The following is a 21,592-nucleotide window of genomic DNA, read 5'->3' as shown; positions in this document are numbered from 1 at the left end:
AGTAAATACCGATATGATTTTGTGCTTTTCAAGGTTGCAGAATTGGTATAAAGAATAGTATTATTGATAGTCTTGTTCAGTTAAACAATTTAATTGTATAATAAATATATTCGGTATGATAAACAAGTACTCTTATTTTTACCATCTCACTTTATAAAAAATTTATTTATTATAGATAAAAGTATTGATGTCATTATTGGTACCACTATTATCGTAATAAGGTTCAACATTCTATTACTTACACTAAGCTTTTCTAATAAAATTACTTTATTATTCTCCATTTCTTTAAGCAAATTCTTCTCTACATTATCTATTTTAGTATTAAGTTCATTTTTCACATTATCTATATCCTTTTGTAGATTCTTTTCTATATTATCTATTTTGGTATCTAGACTGGTTAAATCCTTTTGCAATCCTTTTTCTACGCTTATAATTTGCTGCTCTAAAGAATTCATTCTTTCTTTTAAAACTTCAAAATTATAATTATCATTCTGAAACAAAACAAAATCTATTGCCGCTTCGCTAAATCCCTTCTCTAAGAATTCATTTCTTAAATCTTCAATTCTATATGTTTTATACGCTAAATGCCCCATAAATACTCCTTATTTTTCTAAGTCTTTAAACCTTTTAAAAGATTATCAGATTCAATCCTTTTAATTTTCAAAAAGCACATTCAATAAAAATTATAACACCCCATCCCTGCTTGTTAAGTTGAAATTTTGATGGTTTTATTGGATTCTGTATTGACTTGTTAATGGTATTTTCAATATCATTAACAAAAGCAAAATTACAATCAATAATAACCTCTTTTACACCAGTTGCTATTCTTATATATTCATAGACCTGAGATTCTGCAATCTTAAAATTAGATAAGAGGCTGTAAAAATTTTATACCCATCAAAAATATATAATTTTGTTTGATTACTCAAATTTAATAACTTTGCTGTTTCTATTTTATTACGGATATCATAGAGCATGAAAGATTCCAATTTATCTTTCAATCTAAACTATTCGTCTCTAAGATTGTTCTCCTTTATCTCTATTTCTGAATAAATTCCTTTTACACGGCCCCTTTCTATCATATTTTACTTTTCTCTTTTATTTGAACTCCTTTTGTATATAACCGGACAATTTTTTTATTATCTATTTCTTCAAAGACTATCCAAAAACTTTTTATATTCTTTATAATAATCATTATTTAAACAAAATTCTTTTCTATAAAATGATGTCTTTTTATGTTATCTCTTTTGGGGATAATTCTTATTAATTTCTCCTTGTAACAATCGGCTAACTCTGATATTATTTCTCTATCAATATTCTGTCTTTCTAGAACACCGGTTATCAAGAAATTTAAGATAAGATTTTCTCTACAAACTCTTTTCACAGCACTTATAATCAAACCTATATCTTCTATTGCCCTCAGAGCAAAATTAATAGGAATGACTAAATTATCATCAACTATTAAACCATTATTTAAAAAAGGCCCTAAACTAGGGTTTATGTCTATTATTAGATAATAATACTTGACTTTAGCAAAAAACTGCCTTTCTAATAAATTATCCTGCAATTGAATGCTTTCTGGATTAAAAGATGATAATTTTAATAAACGAGGAATTAAATCTAGGCAATTATTTACACTAAAATTACAATTTTTTATATATTTTCTTTGTTTGAAAATTTCATCAAAATTGCACTTTTCAATATCTACGAATATACTATCCATAATCAATCCTTAAGTGACATTTTCCTCAAGTTCTTCTAATTTTAAATAAACTTTTTTGTTCTCCTCTACTATATCTGAAAGTTCATGGTAGTAATGATTATTAAACACCCTCTCATACTCTAATTTGTTTTGTTTGTTCAAATAATTTTTTAGTATCGGTATTAGTGCCTTAATATTCATTTTATACCTTAATCTGTCAAGTAATATGCTAAATATATTGCTTCTAATTTTTTCTTTATCCTCTATTTTTTTCTCGATACATTTAGTTGTTTTATTGAGTTTATTTATTACCCTTTTTAAATCATTGTACTTATTTTGTTCTAATATGAAGTGTGGTTTATTTTTGTATCTATCAAATATTCTTTTTATGTTTTCTTCCAGTTGTTTACAATCATATCCTTCTTGTTCTAAATTGATTTTTGTTATTGATAGTATTTCTTTTAATTTTTTTTGTTTAAATATAAGTTTGCTTTTAGCGTTACTTTTATTAATTGAATATAATTTCTTTGAATTATAGAAGAAATTTTCATTGTTTTTCAATATTTTGAGTGAGAAAATTTTATTTTCTTTTTTCATTTCTGAATTCAGAATGTGTATATATGCTTTTGATTTAAAGTTGCATTTTTTTGCATATTTAATTGTTTGAAAGAGTTCAATTTTTTTTCTTTCTTCTTCTTTTTTATTATTATATTTATTATATAAACATTCCTTATTTTCCACATCCCCTTCTTTATTACAATTCTTTTTGATATATGCATTAACACGACCTTGAAATCTTTCTTCCTTTTTATCTTTAAAATATCGATTTATTATACTGTAGCATTCTTTCTTAGAATGCTGAAGCTTGTAGTAAATTTCAGTACCCATATTAACTCCCAAATGTTTATGATAATTAATTGTAACTTGTAATGTTTTTCCTAATTTATAAAGATAATTTTGTAGTGTTTTAATTGTAATCAGGTTCTGTCCATTCCTTTTTAAGTTACCATTAAAGTAATAAAGTATATCACTTTGAGTGTATTGCTTAAACGTGTTATTCATGTAATCTAACGTAGATGTCAATGTAATTAATTTATGTTGGTATTTGTTTTTGGATGGTTTAGTGTTTTTCATTCAAATCTCCTTTATAATGAATTACTACTACATATAGTAACTCATAAAGTATTAAAAAGTAAACTGTGATTTTCCTAAAATTATTTTTTATAAGTTTGACAAAAAAGCAATAGAGCAGAAATTAAAAGAAATCGGATCAGTAGATTAAGGGAATTTCTGTTAATTTTTGTAAAAAACCTTAAAATATCATTTTTTAACCACTAAGTTAAAGATATTTCCGTATCTTTTCTACTTATTTAAATATTTTTGTGCAAGATTGCCTGTTTGGCATTATTTGTTTTTATAGATCGTGAATTATTACTTCTATAACTTTCTATTTAGAAGTAATAATTCACTCGGTTAGAAGCATTTTGGTCAAGTAAATGGATAACTCCTCTCTTTAATAAGCAATACTTTTGCTGATCAGTATCAGCATTAGTTTCAGTACAAAGATACACAAGTAATGTATTCATCAATATTAAGGCTATTATATTATTATGATAACTTTAATTACCTTTATATTTAAATATAAAATTTCTTTTATAACCCTCATCCGTTTATTGCAATCCTGTCTCATTTTAATAAACTTTTAAATTTACTTTTGATCAAATCTCTTTATCTGTGACTAAACTATTTTTTGTCTTTTTTTAGTTTTCACAATGAATTTTTAGTTGCCTATTCTCATCAACAATATTATCTAAATCTTAATTATTAGCCTCAAAGTAGTCTTTTGCCAATTATTTAAAAGCTTGCCTTTGCTCGGTGGCATTATTATAAGTATAACTTTTAAGTTCTCTTTGTATATGCTCTAATGCGGCTTTTAATTTGTTTTCATTTAAACCCAAGAATTTGTTAAGTTTGTCGTTATCTCTCAAATCATTTTTTAAAAAGTCTAATCCTTTTATTTGATCCTGATTTAACTTTTCTATTGATGCTTTTTGGACGTTTTTTGTGCCTCTTCTCTCGTCTGTGCACTTGTATCCCTTTTGCCTCTATACTTAGGCTTTCTATTTTTATTGTCATACTGACTAAATCTACTACTAACCAAGTATAATAAAAAATTAATAACTCTTATATTAGACCCCTTGTTCTTAAGTACTTAAATAGTATACGGAAATTGTTTTTATATCGTATAAACGCTTATGGGTGTTTTGTAAAATAATTTGTTGTTATCTGTGTTTGAATTTGCTGCAAGATTATCAGTTTTATCAATTCAGTGAATGTTTAAATGGATTAATTTTTCTCTTCTCACTATCACTTAAAGTCAGAATGCCTTCTTTTTTTCATAATCCAGAGCCATTTTTAAACGTGACTTATTGATAAATATTAAGTACTTATAGACATATAACTTTGCCACAATGGAAGTTATGGTATTAGCAGAGCTCATAAAAATTGATATAGATAAACATATAGCAAGAGATATTGCAAATAAATGTTGTCATAATGAAATAACGTATAAAGATTTAGAATACTTAGAGGATAACTTTAATTGAAAGTTAAAGCATTTGAAGACTAATTTAAAATTATATTTTAAGCTTAGAATAAACAAACAAATGAATATTTGAACTTACATTTGCATTGTGTGTGGTCAACGGTTTTGAAGGATTTATAGCTTTAGTCCTTAAATAAATCTCTTATTAACTATTATTCCCAAGCATCACTTAGAGTGTTAAGCGGTGCCTTTAAAGTAAATGAATACTGAATACTTTTAGTAAATGAATTTTTGATAAAAAACTTTAATAAAAACTAATTATAATGCATAGATTCATCTCTGTAAGAGAGAAGTTGAGATAAGTGTTGCATTGCTTCTAAATAACTATATTTTCTCTTAATAGCAATAAATTTGGATAAATTTAGGCATTTGGAGATAATAATTCAATACATTTTGGTAACGAATCATTGATGCAATAAAAAATACCTTTTGCAATTCTTTATTCCAAATTTTGTTCTTGCCTTAAAAGCACTTTTTCATAAACTTTTATAAAGGGTAAATAAATCAAAGTAGAAAGTAATAACAATATTAAAGATAAAATACAAGCTCTAAAGTCAAATCCCGTGCCAAGTAAAGCTGCCAGTGGTGCTGGTGTTGTCCAAGGAAGTAAAACACTCATTCTTGCAACTAGTCCAAGATTTGTTAAAGTATATGCAATAATTGTATTGATTAAAGGAATTAATATGAAAGGAATACCTAAGATGGGATTTAAAACAATTGGACATCCAAAAGTTATGGGTTCATTAATATTAAAAATTCCGGGAATAAAGGAAAGTTTGCCAATAGTTTTTAAGTGTTGATTTTTACTTGCAAGCATAGATATAGCAAGTCCAAGTGTAGCTCCACATCCCCCAATAAACACAAATACACTAAGGAATTCTCCTGCTAAAACGTGGGGGAGAGGCATCTTTTCTGAAAGTGCCTTTGTATTAGACGCAAGATTTGTCAATATTAATGGATGTAATAAACTACCTACAACACTGCCCCCATGAATTCCAAAGAACCACAATATCTGAATTATAAATACTATCATTAAGGATCCTATTAAAGTATCAGTAACATGCAAAAGAGGTCTAAATATAGACATGATCAATTCAGGCAATAAAGCATTTGTTGTGCTTTGAACTATAATATTTATGGTTTGCGCAGCAATTGTAAGTATAAATACAGGTATTAGAGCTTCAAAAGATTTTACAATAGCAGGAGGAACACTTTCTGGAAGCTTAATTGTTATTTTTTTCTCGATTAAAAATCGATATATTTCAACTGAAAAAATTGCAGAAAGAATACCTGTAAAGATTCCTTGAGCTCCAAGATATCTAGCATCAATCATAGGAAACAAATCCCCAGGAAAAATTGTCCATCTAGGTTTGTCTCCTCCATAAGGTATCCAGTCTGATTGTCCACTTAAAATTAAGAACGTAAAAAGAGAAAGAAGACTACCTGTAATACCACTGATTTTGTAATATTTTGATAGACTATGTCCAATACCTAAAACTACAAAAATAGTCATAATACCCATGCTCACGTAAAAAGGCTGCGTAAGATTTGCTTTATATTTGTTCATAATATCAACATACCACTGCTGATATAAGAAAGTATGTGGATCAGTCAAAGGTAAATTAACTAAAAGAAGTACTAAAGAACCTACTATTAAAAAAGACATCGAAAGAGCAAACCCATTTCGAAGCGAGATCAAATATTTATTTGAAGCAACTTTACTTGCAATAGGAATTAATTTTATTTCAATAAATTCATGTACTTTCATAAAAACCTCCGATATTATAATTAATAATATTAAATTATTTCTTGATAATTATTATTATATATATTATCATATATTAATTAATAATTTTTAATTATTAAAATAAAATAGGAGAAGAAATATTTAGTATGGGTCAAAAAAAATATACGATCAGAGAATTAATAGATGATGTAAGTATGCCGATTGTAGCATATTCTGGAGAAGCCAAGGGATTTTTAAAAGAAGCATTAGAACATGCAAAATTGGGAAATTACAAAAAATCTGAGAAAGTAATTAACGAAACTAAGGCATCTATTGCTAAGGCTCATGAAGCACACAGGGAAATAATACAATATTCAGCAATAAATCCAAATTCTATTGACATACCATTTATCTTAATGCACGCAGAAGATCATCTAATGTCAGTCAGTTCTGAATTAAACATTTTTGAAGAATTAATAAACATCTACAAGATAGTCAACACGTTAAATAAAAAAGTTGACTATTTGAATAAATAGGAATATGATACATTGAAAGTATTACTTATATGTTCTGCAGGAATGTCTACAAGTATGTTGGTCCAAAGGATGCAAAAATGTGCAAAGGATAATAAGATAGCCATAGAAATTGATTCTGACTCCTCGACAAGATTTAACGAACTAATTGTCAATTATGACATTATTTTGTTAGCACCACAAGTAAGGTTTAATAAGAAAAGATTTGAAACGATTGCAAAAGGAATTCCTGTGGAAATAATAGAGACTATCGATTATGGAACAATGAATGGGGATAAAATTTTAAAATTTGCTATCAATACTATTGCTAAAAACAAAAGTATAAAAAAATAAGGAGAATATTTAATATGAAAGAAATAGGAATATCAATATACCCTAATGTAAGTCCAAAAAATAAGATTATAGAATATCTTGAAAAAAGTGCATCTCTTGGATTTACAAGAATATTTACATCTTTTCTTTATATCAATAAAGATGATCTTAATGCCTTTAAAGAAGTTTTAAGTGTGGCAAATAAATTAAATATGAAACCAATTGTCGATGTAACTCCTAGAATTTTTAAAAAACTTGATATTGATCTTGAAAATCTTAATAGTTATTGTAAACTTGATTTTTTTAAAAAACTTGGGGTATGGGCAATTAGGCTTGATGATGCATTCGGAGGTTTGGAAGAATCTTTAATGACTTTTAATGATGACAATTTAAAAATTGAATTAAATATGAGTCATGTCAACAGACATATAGACACCTTAATGTCTTACAAACCAAACAAAGATAATTTATTAGGATGCCATAATTTTTATCCACATAAATATACAGGACTGGGGCGAGATTTTTTTCTAAAAACAACAAAACCATTCATAAAAAATGCAATACCTACAGCTGCATTTGTCAGTTCAAAGGTAGCAGAAGAATGTGCAAGGGGAATTGAGAAAGATGGCGTTCCCACATTAGAGGAACATAGGGATAAAGATATTGAAATTCAAACTAAAAATTTTTTTAGAGAAGGTATGGACGCAGTTCTTATTTCAAATTGTTTCCCAAGTGATTTGGAACTGAAAAAAGTAGCAAGAGTAAATAGGTACGTTTTAGAGTTAGAGGCTAGTTTAAATCCAAAGCTTAGTCCTATAGAAAGAGAGTTGATTTTAGATAACTTGCACTGGAATAGGGGGGATATCACACCTTACAGAATCAGAACAACTAAATCAAGGGTAGATTACAAAGATGTAAATTTTGCAGTACATTCACCTGACGACATAAAAAGAGGAGACCTTTTAATAGATTCTTCAGGGTATTTAGGATACAATGGAGAATTTCAAATAGCCCTTAAAAATACGCCTAATAATGGGCTTGTTAATGTGGTAGGTAAAATACAAGAAGATGAATTATATCTTCTTGACAAGATGGAGCCTTGTGAAAAATTTCGGATTACAGAGAAGAAGTGAACTATACTGCTAAATCAAAAATTAAATAAGTATTAGATAAGTAGCTTTTTAGGTTCAAAAAATGGTCATCTATTAGAACATAGTCCTCAAGTTTATTTTCAGGCCGTTTCCCAACCTTAGTTTTGTAAGTTTAGTGTTGCATTTTGCTCTCTATCATGTAGATTATCACAAGTATAAGTAATATTAATTATATAATTAATATTACTTAACTTTAGATTTATATTCTCGTTTTCACAAACATTACGTAATTTACTAGAAAGAAAATATCTATCTACTTTAGATAAATGAATCTTATACTATTCTAATTTATAAGATAATTACCTGGTAAATTCATGTTGCCCTAAATCATTAATACTTTTTTCAAATATCCCTTTCCCGCATACCTTTAATTGATAGGCGCTCTATCACTATAGATTATAAATAATTATGAAAATATAGTGATCACTTGTGTAAAAAATCTTTTCTTTGGTTTGTAATTTGTTAGTGGCATTTTGCCAATTTAGCCTAGCTTTACGCTGTTAGCAGCACCTTTTTATTCCGTCGAAAAACTTCCTTGCTATCTCTTAAGCTTATTCTCACTTTTTATTAAGGATTTAGGATGACTGATTTTATCACCTTCAATACTTACAAAAGGTTTATCATACTCATATCAACACCAATAACTTCCTTTTTAACACTTATTCTTTCATCATTTTTAATACCCATGCATGCAACTGATATTGATGTACAATATTTCTTGCTATAGTAACATTCCTTATAATTTCATTTGTTTTAAGCTTTCTATGTAGTTGAATTTTACAAACCCTATCTTTAGCAATTTTGATACTCCTATTTTTTATTCTTACTGAACTTTTTTGATTAAGTGCCCATAGTGCTACCTCTTATCACTTAGTGGTTTTATTATATATAAATCTTATACAACTAAATACTTTAATGAAATGTTCCCCTTGATTAATATATTTTGTATTTATAAGATTCCTCAGCAATCATTATATCTAATTTGTATTGACAATATAAGATAATATAAAAGACAAATCATTACACCTAAGTGTAACAGCGGAGCTATTACACTATAATTGGGTATTTTCGTTTTGTGATAAAAAATTTTATTCCCATCCAGATGACTAGTCAGGAATAAAATTTTAATATATAATAATATTAAAAAATGAAAAATCCAAAGACACACATCAAAATTTTCTTTGGATTAAGGAAACTTATGAATAGTATACAAAAAAATAAAGAAAATATCAAATATAATGAAAACAAACAAGAAAAATTAAAAATTTCTATATTAAATTCTCTCCTAGTTTTAAACCCAGAAAAAATTAGTGCTGGAATTGCTGAAAAAATCAAAATATCACAAGTTGAAACCCGCATAAACAGAATGTTCAAACGCATGAATAGAATCAATAAGCTTTATTGGTGTATAAATACATGCAACAAGAATTATATAGAATCAAAGGGGATTAAACGTTATTCAAGTAAAGATATTTATAGGATGCTTTGTGCTTTACTCAAACGAGACAACGAAAAGGTTGTAATTATAAGGACCGTGCAAAGAGATCTAAAACTATTAGGATTATTAGGTCTCATCACTCTTAAGACGATAAGGTTTGGCAAGGATGGAGAAGGCCATGGAAGTGTTTCTTATTATCCTCAAAACATGGGGTTAAAATCCACATACAAGAAAGCCATCGAGGAATACTTAATAGAACAATTGAAACTAAAATTAAAAAACAAAATAATTATTTCTGATTTTGATCTTAATTTTGATGCAACAAAAACAATAAATGACAAAGCAAAAGGTGACGAAAAGAAGCCCTTTGATAATAATGTAAAAAGCGATATCAAAAAATATAACAATAACACTGTTAACATAAAGTCGCATGACGGAAAACCGCGTGTTACAAATAAACTTAATATAAACTATATAAATAATAAGAATTCTCTAAAATTTTTTTCCAAAAATAAAATCTTTTTCCAGAAGAAAGAAACCAAAAAAAACACAAATGTAAAAATTAGACTTGTTAGAAGTTTTAAAATAAGCAAAGATTACATCAATCTTATCAAAAAAAAATGCAATAATAAAACCACCTTCAAAAATGCACTTCTAAATTTAGAGACAGCGATTATAAATCATTTAAATGAATATCACATTGAGGATATCTTGCAACATTTTAATAAGATGCTTAACAAGTATAAACTTAAGATATGGATGATGATGAAACGTAGTGATGGAATAATTAGTGACTACGAACTTATATGGAAAAACAAGTTTAGAAACACTTATTCAAATAAGTACAAAAAGACACTTGCATTGCAAAAAAACCGTTATGGAGAAGATATTGCAAGGGCAGAATCTGAAAAATACAAAAAACCAGCATTAAATACTGAAGATAGGAATAGAGAAGACAAAGAAAGAATCAAAAACCAAGAAGAAAGCAAAAGAATACAAGAACACATAAAAAAGGAGCTTGAAAAGGAAGCCAAGGATTGTGAAGAGAGACTTAAGGTTATTCAAGAAAAGAAGTGTGAAGAGGCAAGACTTAGAAAGGAAATGAGATATGAATATATAAAAAAACAACAACAAGCAAACATTATTGATATAAGTGTTGTTCAAAGCCAAAAGCAGAACTTAAAAGCTATTTTAAACCCAACAGAAAGAGATAACAGTAATTCTGATGCATCTAGAAGTACTAATAATCATTACAATAATTATTCTATTATAAATTTACATAACTGGGGGCCGGCACAATATATTAAACTTAATATTAGTTATGAGGGGTACAAGACCACACTCGGTATGTCATACTCTATTTTATCTGTATGCAATAATGTAAAGAGAGGACAAAATTATAAGAATTGCGGTAATTTAGTCCAGGAGAAGGGAGGTACAATATGAAATTTAGATTAAACTTTTTAGCCATTAGGTTTTATATCCATGGGATAGATTTTGGAAAGTGTGTCTGAGTACTGAATTACAAGCAAGGCTAAAAAACAGGCAAGCTATTAATTTTCTAAAACTTAATTCTGAGCTGGATATTGATTTTGAGTATATTAAGGAGTGTTTGTTCTGTTGTGGGATAACGACATCAATATAGAAAAAGTACAAATCTTAATATATTTGAGTATGACAAGGGAAAGTATATTGGCAGGCAGGGGAAAGATGCTTTCATGCAAAAGAACTTTTAGCAAAAATCCATAGGGGGGGATTGAAAAAATATTTACTTCTTAAGTTTAAATCAGTGAGAAGGTGTGGCTTAAAAGGAAGCAAAGCTTGGACTGTAAGTCAGAGGGTAACATTGTGGACATAGGAAAGATATACAACCTAAAAAAGCTGTTAGCGAAGAAAAATCTTGGTTCTTGATTTGAAGAGTAAAGCAGTTAAGGGGAAAAAGTAGAAAATATTGGAGTGTAGTAACGATAAAGTCGAAATAAATCCTAAAAAATTAATTTTTTATGTTGAATATCTAATAAATCTTTAATAGTTTACATTTAAAAACAATAAGTATAATGATCATTACTGGAATATCACTGTGACACTTAAAGGTTAATGATTTTGAGTTTTTATAATAAGATGATTTATTTCATGTATACCGCAAAAATTACAAAGAAGAAGATATAGGTTAACATATTCATTATATCTATGAATATTATGAATATAATATTAGTTGAGAGCTATATTTATAGATAATTAAATTTCTGTAAATAAATTTGCAATCTAAAACAAGTGAATGATTATTTTTATAATCATGTGATTGCTTTATCATACAAGATACAAAAAAGTTATTCATTAAAGAGCAAGTGGATAGCTTTAGTGTGCATTAAAAATTACTCTACTACTCTACATAAAAGAAATCTTTGAGAGATATTATTCTCTTCTTTATAATAAATATTAAGATTAGAAGATTCATCCCGGTTAAATAAAGAGTCAATGATGCTGACAATAATAGATTGTGCTTTATTTTTATAATACACTAAATTAGTTCTGATGGTAGGAATTCTTTGTTTTTGTTTGATCCGAATTTATATGTAATAGCATCTGTTATGCTACAATGTGTTGAAAAAAGGAGTAGCAAATAGATACATTATTTTATTGATTCTTGTCAAGTGCAATTCTTGGATTTTATTATATCTTTGTTAATAATTACATTTGTTCTAAACTATGTAAATGCGATTAAAGAGACAGAGGCTAAAGAGAGTTTCTCTGCAACAAAGATGAAGAGAGGCTATTTATCTGGATATCTAGATATTTAAAAAACAAATAAATAATATATAATGAAATATTTTGATGAGACAAAAAAGTTTGCCGTACTGAAAAAGGTACTTACAAATACATTTACAAAATTAAGAGATGAAAAAATGGAAATAAGATTAAATGTATCAACTTTTGGACTTGTCTTGAAAGTTATGCAGCAAAACAAGAACAATTAGGTGATGTTTTGTCTACTATATATAACTTTTTAAAAAATAAGAGTAACTTAAAGAAAGATTTTGATTAGTGTATCACTGAAGCTATTGAATATGAAGCTAAAATGTTGATAGCAGTAGTAAATACGGGCGTGGTGGTACTAATGAAATAGAACAATACTTTAGAGACGCAGTAATTCAGGATTTTTTTAACAAAAATGGCAATGGATATGATTTGTTTAAATGTTGATTTTTCTTATTTTTCAGTATTTTTTGTGCATTTATCGAGTTCACTTTTATATGAGCAATAATGCTTTTTGTTTTAAATTTATCATACTTTAAGAAGTTATTAAGTTCATCTTCATTTTTTAAGGCGTCCTTTAATCAACCTAGATTTGCTTTTTGAGTATCAGCTAGCTTTTTTTTAAATTTCTTCCGGTGTTTTGACTGTTACTGAAATTTTTTGATTTTTTTGGGTTAAATTATGTTTGTTTTTAACCTCTTCATTAGAGCACTAGTGACTGTAGAACTCTTTAATATTAATTTATTTAGATAAAATCTTATAATTTTTATTTCTTACTTTTTTTTGTATCAGTCACTCTAATTTTAAAGACTGTCGTTTAAAGACGATCGCAATAATTATAAGTACAAAAAAGTTTATCTTTAATCTATTTATAATAGTAAAATAAATTTTTTTAGAGGGCATAGATAATTAAAAAAGCCCAATTATCTAGTACTTGTAATGGGGCCGGTAGTTGAAGAAAGAAATAAAAATTTAACCGAATATGAATTTTATAATTTTATTATTTTTGATTTAAAAATATTAATTGGTATTTGTACTGATAACAAACAATATCTTATAAAGATAGTACTACTATTTTATTTGCTTTTTAATAGAATAGATTTTATACATATAGTGTGTATGGTATAGAAATAATTTATTTTATGAAAAAAATATTTTTAAATTCAATTTTCAAACATTCATCACCAATCTTACATTGCAACTATCATAATTTTTATCTTAATCTTTCGAAAAACAGCCTTTATTTTTTTCATATTTAAATTCTTTGGGAATTCTGCTTCCCATGTATTTTGAATACAATGCTTAGTCCAACCTTTAAGATTATTTTTATTATTAAAAAAGCTTATATGATCTACAGGATGTCAATCTTTGATAGCAATAATATGTTAAAAGCAAATTTGAAGTTGATTAACCAAGGGAATAATTTCATTACCGTGAGAGACAGGAAGAGACTCTAATTTTAAGAAACCGTTTTGCATATCTACTAATTTATGATGACTTTAGCAAAAAAACTACAGGTCTTCTATATTATCTCCAAATCAATTTCATTGACACAGTGTTTGTAGTAGGATTGACTCTAGACTTTTGAACAAAACACACAAAAAATCACCGATGCTCATAATTTTAAATTTAAGTCTTATTTAGTTGCAGATTCTACAAGAAGTATTTCTTCTTTTCCTGAATTAATAATTTTAACTCACTAAAAAATAATATCTTTTTCTAAAATTAAGCCTTTTTTGTAACTTAACTCTGATATTAATTAATGTCTCTAAACTCAAGAGCTTAAAACTTATAAGTTTGTAGCATAATGAATAATAATAATTTACGAGTACCATGATAAATCTTTCATGTATTATTATTTACTTGATAATTATCTTAAGTGATTGTAGTGTCAATAATAAAGATAATTTAAGTAGTGCATTATTTTATGCCCTTTTTTGCTAAGAGGAATCCTGAGCAGCATGATGACAAACATTTTATCTATCAAACCTTTCTATAAAGCCTCTAAAAATAGTAGAAGACAAATTATAAGAAGTAATCAATCAGCTCAAATATATTTAGGCAATAAAGATAAAAAATCAATTATAATTTGCAAAATTGGTTCTTTTGCAAATTATATAGATAACATAGAACTTAAATTTGAATTTAAGATTTGCTTATTAATGGTTAGTGAATTTTAGTCTTAAGCTTGAGAAACTCATTGGTATGGATAGAAAAGGTGAGGTTGTGCCCAATCAGGGTTAGATAAGTAATGCTAGTTTGTGAATAAATTCAAAGCTAAATCGACTATATCTATTCATTCTCTTAGTGTACTGATATACATAAATTATGTTAAATGGTACTGTTTTAAGTCTAAAGATTTAACAACATTGGATTATTCAAATTTCGAGTACAAGAATGTAAAGATTTTGTTAAAAATCTACACATAAACAAGGTACTACTTATATGTCGGCACTATGAATATCGGTTGTTGTATAACTAATTTCAATTAGAATTAACTATTATTTTAGATAATCAAATTATTTGCTGAATATTATTTATCCAGTTGATTCTTTAAGCTTTTAAATTCCTTGAAAAACTTATCAAGTCAATTTTTATTATTTGATAAAAGTTTATCCGATACAAACTTTGCAAAGTTAACATCTTTCTTATAAAAATCATAGTTATCTTGATTTCTTAATTGGAATTTTAATGGTTTTGTTAGATTTATTTTTGATTTTTTATTTGTCACTTTGTTTGATTTTATATTTCTGTAAATCCCTACTATCCCTTTTTGTTTAATATCATCTATACTGATGTTACCATTTAATAGGTATTCAGATATTTTTAAATACGAATATGCTTGAGTGTTTTTAATTAAGAATTTCTCTATAAAAGCTCCAAAACACTCTTATACTCGTCGATAAGATAAAGATTTTTACTTTTGTGATATTGTATAATATTTCCATGACTTGAATTTTATTTGCAATAGCATTGATTATGCTTTTCTTTAAGGCAATTTTGTAACTTTCGTAAGTCTTTTTCTCATTAAACCTTTTTTCCTATCATTGAAAATGATCCTATTGTTAGACATTCCTGTGACTCCCTTCAGTAAAATCGTTTGACATCGAACGATTTTGTTTTTATAAAAAGTAAATAAATTTAATTTTTTAATATATTATTCAAAGCTTTTACACACGCTTGATAATATTCATCTTTTCTATTAGGTTTTTGTAAATTGTTCATAAACACTTTTACTTTATTGGAAAAAAAGAACTTTGCCTTTAATATACTTATCTTTAATTGAACTTCCTATAGCTTTGAAAGTATTGCTATTTTTCATGAATTAATTTTCTATGATTGATATTTCAACATTCTTATCTATGTACTCTGAAATCCTCTATGTATGCTTCATTAATATGGACAAACTTTCAACTGAAAATCTTTCAACTTGAATAGGGATATTATAAGCTTATCTGTAATATATAAAGCATTACCTAGGAGTGAGTCTAAGTTAGGTAGGGCTCAATCATTACGTATTCAAAGTTATAATGAATTCGAAACTTTTTTAGTCGATATTTTAAAAATAATTCTTTATAAGAATCAATTTATTTATTAAAGCGGTGTTAGATTAGGATATGCGGGGGATAAGATATATAATGTCATATATTTTGTTTAAGTATTGATCAAAATTTAAATTGATGCTTTCTTTTAGAAGTTCATAAACATTATTAATTTCTAAGTTTTTTATGTGCATGTGCTTAAAAAAATAACTGGTTAGACTGTTTTGAGGATTTAGGTCGACCATCAATATTTTTTTATTCATGTCTCTGAATCTATTATTAAATGTAATAGTTAAGACACTTTTGCCAACATCACCTTTAATTGATATAATAGTCATTATTTCTATTTTTTTGCTACCCATTTGGTTATCATTTTTCCTTCTGATAATTTTTTTCTATAAAATTTATATATTTATTTTTCTAAACAAAAGTGTTTTGACTAAAGATTCATAATATTTTTTATGAAATTTTTCTTTTCTAAATGAATAGATAATACTTTAAACATAGCAAAAAACATTTCTTTTTTTCAATATGAACTCTATATAAAATACTAATGAAAAACAAATATTTTCATTAGTCCATTTTTTCATATCTTTTGATAATGTTTTTTATTGATTTCTTATATTTATAGTAAATGCTTAAAAATTTGTCGTTTTCTTGGAGAGAGAATAGATAGAAGAATTCTATTTGCTTTCTGTTAAATAATCCTTTGAACGTAATAAGGAATTTGTGTGTCTTGTGTATTTCAAATATACAAAAGTCTGTAATGATCTTTGTATTATACAGTGTTCTGCTTTTAGTGTTCTTTGTTTTGATAAAAATAGTTTTTTTTATTTGTCTTTCATTTTTGGAAGATTTTCTTTAGTTTGATTTTCACAATCACCATCCTTGTTTTTGACTTCCTTATTTTTTAATAAAAAGTTTTTCAGTATGTATATTAACACTTATTTGAAATTTTCCATTCTTTTTATCTCTAAAGTGTTTATTTATACGGAGGCGACATTTTTTTGAATATTGAAGCTTATGATAAATTTTAGTTTTCATGTTTATATCCAAGTATTTGCGATAATTATAGTTATGTAATGAGTTTCCATTTTAAATAATAAAGTGTAACATCTTGTATGTAATTTAAATGAGGTGTTAATATCATTGATTTATATTGGTGTTTATTTTGAAGTGCTTTTATGCCACTTTGTATATTAAAATTTCCTTATTTGTGTATTATTAGGATCTATGAAAATGTAGTATGCACAAAAAGTATTTAAGGATTTAGCTATCTTTATTTGCAAAGGATTTATGCATTTATTTGAAACAAATAGAGACCCCTATTTAGGGCCTTATTGTTAGATTTGGTCTGTTGCTTTAGATTTTGCATTTTCATCTTTATGAGACATCATATTTGAATTTTCCATTATTGAAGCGAAGCAACAATGATTTGATGTAGTATGGTTGTTATATGCATAAAATGTCACACTTATTATAAGTAGTATCATTAGGATAGACCACTTGCTACTTATACGTTTAATTAAGTTAAGTAAGTACATTTGCTGAAATGTCATTAGCTCTCTCCTCATTATTTAAGTAAGTAGTATAAATGATAATGCAAAAAGATTAATCATCCCAAATATTTTAAAAAAAATGAAATAAAATTCATAAAATGTCAAAGGAAACTATCAAGAAATAAAAAAAGCTCTAACAATAGAATTAAAGATATGTTAATCTTAGCAAAATTGCTCAGAAAAGTTACAAGCAAAAAAAATAAGAGAACTTTGATTGGCATGAATTTAGAGACGTTTAGAATATGAATTTAAGTGGAACAATGTAACTATATATAAAATTAGTGAATACTTTCTTTTAATAAATTATGTAGTGTGTGTAATTATAAAAACATAAGTCTAAAATTGAATGATATTAAATGGATTTGCAAAAAATGTAATGTCTCATATGATGGGGGACAAAAATGGAGCTGAGGGAACATGTGGTGGGTCAAGGGTTGCTAATGAACGATGCAAAACTAGCATTTATGCATCAAAAGCCGTTGGAGCGGTAGTAGAAGCAGATAGCATATAGAAGATGGAAAAGTAGCCCAATTATCTAAAAGTGATCAATCTAAAGATCAAGTTGATGTAGTAGTGGCACTAAGGACGCAGAAGTAGTAGGAGTAATAGTTTTAAGAGCAATTTAAAAAGGGAGAAAAATTCTCGGGTTTTGCTGCTATGCAGTTAGTTATGATAGAACAGTAAAGAATGCAGTTGTGAGTGCAGTCTCAAAAGTATTAGGCATACTAAGCTTGCCCCTCTTCCTGAAAAACTTGCTACTTGCATGACATTATTAACCCCATTATTGTTACAATATTATTATATAAATATTTCTTTCGCATTTTTTCTTACCTCTAAAAAACAGCTTACTACCAAAAAATTACATTTCACTTTTTATACTTACATATATCGCAAAACTTTACAGTTATTAAATATTAAATGACCCTATCAAAACAGATACCGTCACAGCTGCTATATTTATATGTTAAGATTAACTTTTTCTATAAGAAAAGAAAAAACTAAATCAAAAACACTATATATGAAATAGAAGAATTATTTCTTAAGATTAGATCACCACACACGCCTGTTCCCAAAAATATCTTCGTCTATTATTACTCTTATTTAACATCAATATTTATTATAAAATAATTGTAAAAACAACTTCAGCCTAAATTTTCGCATCTCTTACACTTCTTGCTTCTGATCTCTTGTTTGTCTTATTGCAAGTGTTAGGGCTTTTAAGAAGAAGCAGTAAGAGTAGTAGAGAATATGATAGTAATTGTAAGTTAACTATTTACAGGAATAAATGTAGATAAGTGGTATGAGAGTAATTAGTGTGTGGGGAGGAGGTATTGAAAAATTAGTACAAAATGCAAAAGAAGAATTTGCGCAGGTAAAGAGAGAAGTTGATCATGTTAAGAGTAGTAAAGGTAGCGAAAAGAAATTAGAAGTAACAGATATACCAAAGCTTATAGAGTTAATTAAAAATTCAGAAGGTGCTATTTATGTATTTTGCGCTTGAATTATTAATGGGTTTTGGAAGTAATACAGGACGCTCAAAGGCAGATTTGATAAATTGAATTAATATAATGGGATTATTAAATGAGTTATTAGGGATAATAGTAAGCGATGGAAAGGATAAGAGTAGTGATAGGTAGCAAGATATAAAGAGCAAGGTAGATGAATTTAATAGAGATAATCCATATATATAAATGAATAAGATTTGTGATAAAATTATGGAGGAGCGAGAGGCTAGTGCAAAAGGTGTTAGTACTAAGATGGCGAGCGAAATAATTTTACAGCTTAAGGGAAAGCTTGTCATAGCTGATTAACTGATTTTAGATAGTCCAGAAGATGTGTTTAAATTTAAGGAGCTTGAGCAGTCAATTGTTAGTATGGGATTTGACAGAAAATTGGTTGTATCTACAATCAAGGAAATCTTACTTATCGATGAATTTTTAATGTTAAGAGAAGTTGAACAAGAACAATATTTTGATAAAAGAGGTATTAAGAAGCATTACAGGTTAATATGGGAGCTCTTAGATGAAATTTGAGAGCAGAATTGACGCTCTGTAAGTTCTGATAAGGATTTTGTATATGATCAGAGTGAGAATGAATTTAGGCCAAAATCTTTGAAAGATTTTGCAGGGCAGTCCCATATTATAAAGGGAAATTTAGAAGTTTTTATAAAGGCGTCTAAAGGCAGAAATGAGTCTCTAGACCATGTTTTTTTAAGTGGCCCTTCACCAGGATTTTGGCAAGTTAGTGTTATTGCTTTTGAAATGAATACTGCAATTAAGGTAACTTCAGCTCCAGCGCTTGAAAAGCCAAAAAGGATATTGTTGATATTTGGAAACATCAGAGGATAAAAGCATTCTATTTATTATTGATGAGATACATAAACTGAAATCTGTAATAGAAGAGATGCTTTCCATTGTTATGGAGGATTATAAGAATGTTAAAATGTGTGTTGAGAGATTAGCAATTTCTATTGGCGGTAGATTTTCTTGGGAAATTTTATAATCCTTATCTCATTTTGAAGGGGATTAATACAGGTTATTGATTTTGCATATTTAACATATGAGGTTGACTCTCTAAAAGATCAAAATAGTAAAGATATTAATAGTGGACAGGATGATTAATGTTTTCAAGGACGTTTATTTTAATTTGTAATCAGTAAAAAATAAGTGCATATTGTTTATTATGAAGTAAAAATATTAAGAACTATTGTTTTTTGTTTGTTCCTTTCTAGGTAAATATCAATTTTAGTTCACTTTTTAGAAAAGATATCTTGCTCAATTGTTATATAATTATAAGTTTCAGTATGTTATTGTAATTTCTATGTTAAGCACGGCCTGAAATAGTAAGATTGCTTCTTGTGCTAGGACCATTTTTTGTGAGAGAAATGTGTCAATGAAATGAACATGTATAGAAAGTGATCAAAACCATTTACTATGCAATTAGGAATCAACTTAATCTACTTAGTGGTGTGGTCAAAATCTGCTTAACAATATTTGAATTAAATCTTACAAAGATGTTATTGTCATCAGAACAAACCATTGTCTAAATTGATATATATTTTTTTATTAGGAGAGAAATATATATGATTAAAAAAATGTATTTATATCAGAGATATTTATGTTTATGGTTGTTTTTGTTGTTTAGTAATAAGTTTTATTCTACTAATGAGATAGAAGTTGCTTACAGCGTTACAAATCCGTATGACCAAATTAAAAGGTATATTGATAGAGCACTTAAAATAGCAGATAAGATTATTAGAGATAAAGATCAAGTTGCGATTTTAATTACTCAGATAAGAGATGGTCAGTATATGACTACTATAACAACTGAACACATAATGGCAAAAGAAAAATTGAAAAAATATTCGTACGATCGTCTAAAAAGTGATCTTAGGAATCTTTTAAGTAGTATAAAAAGTTCCTTAAACACTTTAAAGTATTTACAGGGATATTCTGGTAGCAGGAAGGAAGGAATAGTAATAGAAAGAATCTTGATAGATGCGTATAGTAAGTTAAGAAGAGCAGAGAATGTGTACGGACAAAACGTGGAAAAAGGTGCCATAATTGAAGTTGCGGGTGCGAGTACTGTAGAACAAGCATACTGTGCATTGGATAGAGATTATTTTAAAAATTCTATAAAAAAGCTAAAGAAAGATTTAGAAGATGCTAAGAGAGAGTTAAATAAATTTAGTAGGTAACCATAGAGGCGACAAATAAGAATATCCACCTATAAGCTTAGTAACAAAATATATAGTTAATTCTTGTTTTACATCGTTTTTGTGATCAAAAATATTTTTTTTTGAGAGTATTTTATATATTTCTCTCTTTTATTAGGGAGAATAGATACCACAATTATAGTAGAGTAGAGTAATTTTTTCAAAAAAAGAATTCATACTAAGTGTGTAATCTAGGTTTGCTATTGTTTTTTGTAGGTTGTGATTTACAGTTTGATGTTGAGGTCATTAAGAAAAAATCTATAAGCCTTTTGACAAGTTTGGTTTTATCTTGTTAGGGGTGGGGTATAATTGGTTTTGATGAAGAATATGGTGATGGGAGTAAAAACAATGGTGATCTGCTTTAGAAGAAAAATATATCAAATTGGAAGGAAAGGAGGTAGTCAGGGTTTGATTTCTGTACTATTTGATGTTAGGAAATGATTTTTAGGATCTATTTTGATTGATTTATTTGTTTTATAAGTAGAAATTTTGGTAATAATTTTTAGGTTTATTTTGTTTGTAGTTCAGTTTTGTACTATTAACAATTAAATT

The 21,592-nt window shown here is 27.2% G+C and carries 22 protein-coding genes and 2 pseudogenes; 14 read left to right on the top strand and 10 right to left on the bottom strand.

What is annotated here, in order from left to right; genetic code table 11:
• Window positions 1-146: 146 nt before the first annotated feature.
• From bdr (ACWUD1_RS05475) to ACWUD1_RS05455, 5 genes and pseudogenes are all read right to left on the bottom strand, one after another.
• Window positions 147-593, bottom strand: a complete 447-nt coding sequence (bdr, locus tag ACWUD1_RS05475; protein WP_472757141.1) for a Bdr family repetitive protein — start codon at window positions 591-593, stop codon at window positions 147-149.
• A gap of 67 nt (window positions 594-660) precedes the next feature.
• Window positions 661-1,001: pseudogene (locus ACWUD1_RS05470) on the bottom strand (chromosome replication/partitioning protein).
• Between the two features lie 197 nt (window positions 1,002-1,198).
• Entirely contained in the window at window positions 1,199-1,723 is a 525-nt protein-coding gene (locus ACWUD1_RS05465; RefSeq protein WP_472757140.1) for a ParA family protein, read from the bottom strand.
• Between the two features lie 9 nt (window positions 1,724-1,732).
• The gene (locus ACWUD1_RS05460; RefSeq protein ID WP_472757139.1) at window positions 1,733-2,836 is read right to left on the bottom strand and encodes a plasmid maintenance protein; all 1,104 of its coding nucleotides are present in this window, start codon (window positions 2,834-2,836) and stop codon (window positions 1,733-1,735) included.
• A 716-nt stretch (window positions 2,837-3,552) separates the two neighbouring features.
• Complete coding sequence (locus ACWUD1_RS05455; protein ID WP_472757156.1) at window positions 3,553-3,744, bottom strand: Mlp family lipoprotein; 192 nt, start codon at window positions 3,742-3,744, stop codon at window positions 3,553-3,555.
• A gap of 438 nt (window positions 3,745-4,182) precedes the next feature.
• Between ACWUD1_RS05455 and bdr (ACWUD1_RS05450) the strand changes: the two genes are divergently transcribed.
• Window positions 4,183-4,308 (top strand): Bdr family repetitive protein, encoded by a 126-nt coding sequence (gene bdr, locus ACWUD1_RS05450; RefSeq protein WP_472757138.1) that lies wholly within the window; start codon window positions 4,183-4,185, stop codon window positions 4,306-4,308.
• Between the two features lie 438 nt (window positions 4,309-4,746).
• Here bdr (ACWUD1_RS05450) and celB read toward each other — a convergent pair whose 3' ends face one another.
• Window positions 4,747-6,075 (bottom strand): PTS cellobiose transporter subunit IIC, encoded by a 1,329-nt coding sequence (gene celB / locus ACWUD1_RS05445; protein ID WP_472757137.1) that lies wholly within the window; start codon window positions 6,073-6,075, stop codon window positions 4,747-4,749.
• Between the two features lie 125 nt (window positions 6,076-6,200).
• Between celB and ACWUD1_RS05440 the strand changes: the two genes are divergently transcribed.
• The 7 genes from ACWUD1_RS05440 (at window position 6,201) to ACWUD1_RS05410 (ending at window position 14,404) form a co-directional block, all read left to right on the top strand.
• Window positions 6,201-6,569, top strand: coding sequence for a PTS sugar transporter subunit IIA (locus ACWUD1_RS05440; RefSeq protein WP_472757136.1), 369 nt, complete (start codon window positions 6,201-6,203; stop codon window positions 6,567-6,569).
• A 12-nt stretch (window positions 6,570-6,581) separates the two neighbouring features.
• A complete protein-coding gene (locus tag ACWUD1_RS05435) occupies window positions 6,582-6,899 on the top strand; it encodes a PTS sugar transporter subunit IIB (RefSeq protein WP_472757135.1) in 318 nt (105 codons plus the stop codon).
• A 14-nt stretch (window positions 6,900-6,913) separates the two neighbouring features.
• The gene (locus ACWUD1_RS05430; RefSeq protein ID WP_472757134.1) at window positions 6,914-8,011 is read left to right on the top strand and encodes a DUF871 domain-containing protein; all 1,098 of its coding nucleotides are present in this window, start codon (window positions 6,914-6,916) and stop codon (window positions 8,009-8,011) included.
• A gap of 1,216 nt (window positions 8,012-9,227) precedes the next feature.
• Window positions 9,228-10,913: a plasmid maintenance protein gene (locus tag ACWUD1_RS05425; RefSeq protein WP_472757133.1), complete on the top strand. Its 1,686-nt coding sequence runs from the start codon at window positions 9,228-9,230 to the stop codon at window positions 10,911-10,913.
• A 1,376-nt stretch (window positions 10,914-12,289) separates the two neighbouring features.
• Window positions 12,290-12,445, top strand: a complete 156-nt coding sequence (locus tag ACWUD1_RS05420; RefSeq protein ID WP_472757132.1) for a hypothetical protein — start codon at window positions 12,290-12,292, stop codon at window positions 12,443-12,445.
• Window positions 12,446-13,163: 718 nt separating this feature from the next.
• Complete coding sequence (locus ACWUD1_RS05415; protein ID WP_472757131.1) at window positions 13,164-13,352, top strand: hypothetical protein; 189 nt, start codon at window positions 13,164-13,166, stop codon at window positions 13,350-13,352.
• 833 nt (window positions 13,353-14,185) lie between these two features.
• Window positions 14,186-14,404 (top strand): hypothetical protein, encoded by a 219-nt coding sequence (locus ACWUD1_RS05410; RefSeq protein WP_472757130.1) that lies wholly within the window; start codon window positions 14,186-14,188, stop codon window positions 14,402-14,404.
• 407 nt (window positions 14,405-14,811) lie between these two features.
• On the opposite strand, the gene ACWUD1_RS05405 is transcribed toward ACWUD1_RS05410, so the two are convergent.
• The 4 genes and pseudogenes from ACWUD1_RS05405 to ACWUD1_RS05390 all read right to left on the bottom strand — a co-directional run.
• Complete coding sequence (locus tag ACWUD1_RS05405) at window positions 14,812-15,096, bottom strand: chromosome replication/partitioning protein (protein ID WP_472757155.1); 285 nt, start codon at window positions 15,094-15,096, stop codon at window positions 14,812-14,814.
• A gap of 738 nt (window positions 15,097-15,834) precedes the next feature.
• Entirely contained in the window at window positions 15,835-16,128 is a 294-nt protein-coding gene (locus ACWUD1_RS05400; RefSeq protein WP_472757129.1) for an AAA family ATPase, read from the bottom strand.
• A gap of 211 nt (window positions 16,129-16,339) precedes the next feature.
• Entirely contained in the window at window positions 16,340-16,453 is a 114-nt protein-coding gene (locus ACWUD1_RS05395; protein ID WP_472757154.1) for a DUF226 domain-containing protein, read from the bottom strand.
• A gap of 216 nt (window positions 16,454-16,669) precedes the next feature.
• Window positions 16,670-16,825, bottom strand: a pseudogene (locus ACWUD1_RS05390) (plasmid maintenance protein); the annotation flags it as partial.
• An 846-nt stretch (window positions 16,826-17,671) separates the two neighbouring features.
• On the opposite strand from ACWUD1_RS05390, the gene ACWUD1_RS05385 reads away from it, so the two are divergent.
• The 6 genes from ACWUD1_RS05385 (at window position 17,672) to ACWUD1_RS05360 (ending at window position 21,022) form a co-directional block, all read left to right on the top strand.
• The gene (locus ACWUD1_RS05385; RefSeq protein ID WP_472757128.1) at window positions 17,672-17,836 is read left to right on the top strand and encodes a hypothetical protein; all 165 of its coding nucleotides are present in this window, start codon (window positions 17,672-17,674) and stop codon (window positions 17,834-17,836) included.
• Between the two features lie 789 nt (window positions 17,837-18,625).
• Window positions 18,626-18,826 carry a hypothetical protein gene (locus tag ACWUD1_RS05380; protein WP_472757127.1) on the top strand — a complete coding sequence of 67 codons (201 nt, stop codon included), beginning with the start codon at window positions 18,626-18,628 and terminating at the stop codon, window positions 18,824-18,826.
• A gap of 334 nt (window positions 18,827-19,160) precedes the next feature.
• Window positions 19,161-19,358 (top strand): hypothetical protein, encoded by a 198-nt coding sequence (locus ACWUD1_RS05375; protein ID WP_472757126.1) that lies wholly within the window; start codon window positions 19,161-19,163, stop codon window positions 19,356-19,358.
• A 78-nt stretch (window positions 19,359-19,436) separates the two neighbouring features.
• Entirely contained in the window at window positions 19,437-19,673 is a 237-nt protein-coding gene (locus ACWUD1_RS05370; protein ID WP_472757125.1) for a hypothetical protein, read from the top strand.
• Window positions 19,654-19,827: a hypothetical protein gene (locus ACWUD1_RS05365; RefSeq protein ID WP_472757124.1), complete on the top strand. Its 174-nt coding sequence runs from the start codon at window positions 19,654-19,656 to the stop codon at window positions 19,825-19,827. Before ACWUD1_RS05370 ends, ACWUD1_RS05365 begins: the two co-directional genes overlap by 20 nt.
• Window positions 19,828-20,407: 580 nt before the next feature.
• Window positions 20,408-21,022, top strand: coding sequence for a hypothetical protein (locus ACWUD1_RS05360; RefSeq protein ID WP_472757123.1), 615 nt, complete (start codon window positions 20,408-20,410; stop codon window positions 21,020-21,022).
• The last annotated feature ends 570 nt before the right edge of the window (window positions 21,023-21,592 follow it).

The organism is Borrelia tillae, assembly GCF_055693965.1.
This window is presented reverse-complemented; position numbering and strand designations above follow the sequence as displayed.

What these genes read in the sequence shown, in the direction of transcription:
- ACWUD1_RS05440 (WP_472757136.1), top strand. Translation starts at nt 6,201, where the DNA reads ATGGGTCAAAAAAAATATACGATCAGAGAATTAATAGATGATGTAAGT.
- ACWUD1_RS05420 (WP_472757132.1), top strand. Translation starts at nt 12,290, where the DNA reads ATGAAATATTTTGATGAGACAAAAAAGTTTGCCGTACTGAAAAAGGTA.
- ACWUD1_RS05465 (WP_472757140.1), bottom strand. Translation starts at nt 1,723, where the DNA reads ATGGATAGTATATTCGTAGATATTGAAAAGTGCAATTTTGATGAAATT.
- ACWUD1_RS05410 (WP_472757130.1), top strand. Translation starts at nt 14,186, where the DNA reads ATGATGACAAACATTTTATCTATCAAACCTTTCTATAAAGCCTCTAAA.
- ACWUD1_RS05380 (WP_472757127.1), top strand. Translation starts at nt 18,626, where the DNA reads ATGAGAGTAATTAGTGTGTGGGGAGGAGGTATTGAAAAATTAGTACAA.
- ACWUD1_RS05460 (WP_472757139.1), bottom strand. Translation starts at nt 2,836, where the DNA reads ATGAAAAACACTAAACCATCCAAAAACAAATACCAACATAAATTAATT.
- ACWUD1_RS05415 (WP_472757131.1), top strand. Translation starts at nt 13,164, where the DNA reads ATGGGGCCGGTAGTTGAAGAAAGAAATAAAAATTTAACCGAATATGAA.
- ACWUD1_RS05385 (WP_472757128.1), top strand. Translation starts at nt 17,672, where the DNA reads ATGATATTAAATGGATTTGCAAAAAATGTAATGTCTCATATGATGGGG.
- ACWUD1_RS05430 (WP_472757134.1), top strand. Translation starts at nt 6,914, where the DNA reads ATGAAAGAAATAGGAATATCAATATACCCTAATGTAAGTCCAAAAAAT.
- ACWUD1_RS05400 (WP_472757129.1), bottom strand. Translation starts at nt 16,128, where the DNA reads ATGGGTAGCAAAAAAATAGAAATAATGACTATTATATCAATTAAAGGT.
- bdr (WP_472757138.1), top strand. Translation starts at nt 4,183, where the DNA reads ATGGTATTAGCAGAGCTCATAAAAATTGATATAGATAAACATATAGCA.
- ACWUD1_RS05360 (WP_472757123.1), top strand. Translation starts at nt 20,408, where the DNA reads ATGATTAAAAAAATGTATTTATATCAGAGATATTTATGTTTATGGTTG.
- ACWUD1_RS05425 (WP_472757133.1), top strand. Translation starts at nt 9,228, where the DNA reads ATGAATAGTATACAAAAAAATAAAGAAAATATCAAATATAATGAAAAC.
- bdr (WP_472757141.1), bottom strand. Translation starts at nt 593, where the DNA reads ATGGGGCATTTAGCGTATAAAACATATAGAATTGAAGATTTAAGAAAT.
- celB (WP_472757137.1), bottom strand. Translation starts at nt 6,075, where the DNA reads ATGAAAGTACATGAATTTATTGAAATAAAATTAATTCCTATTGCAAGT.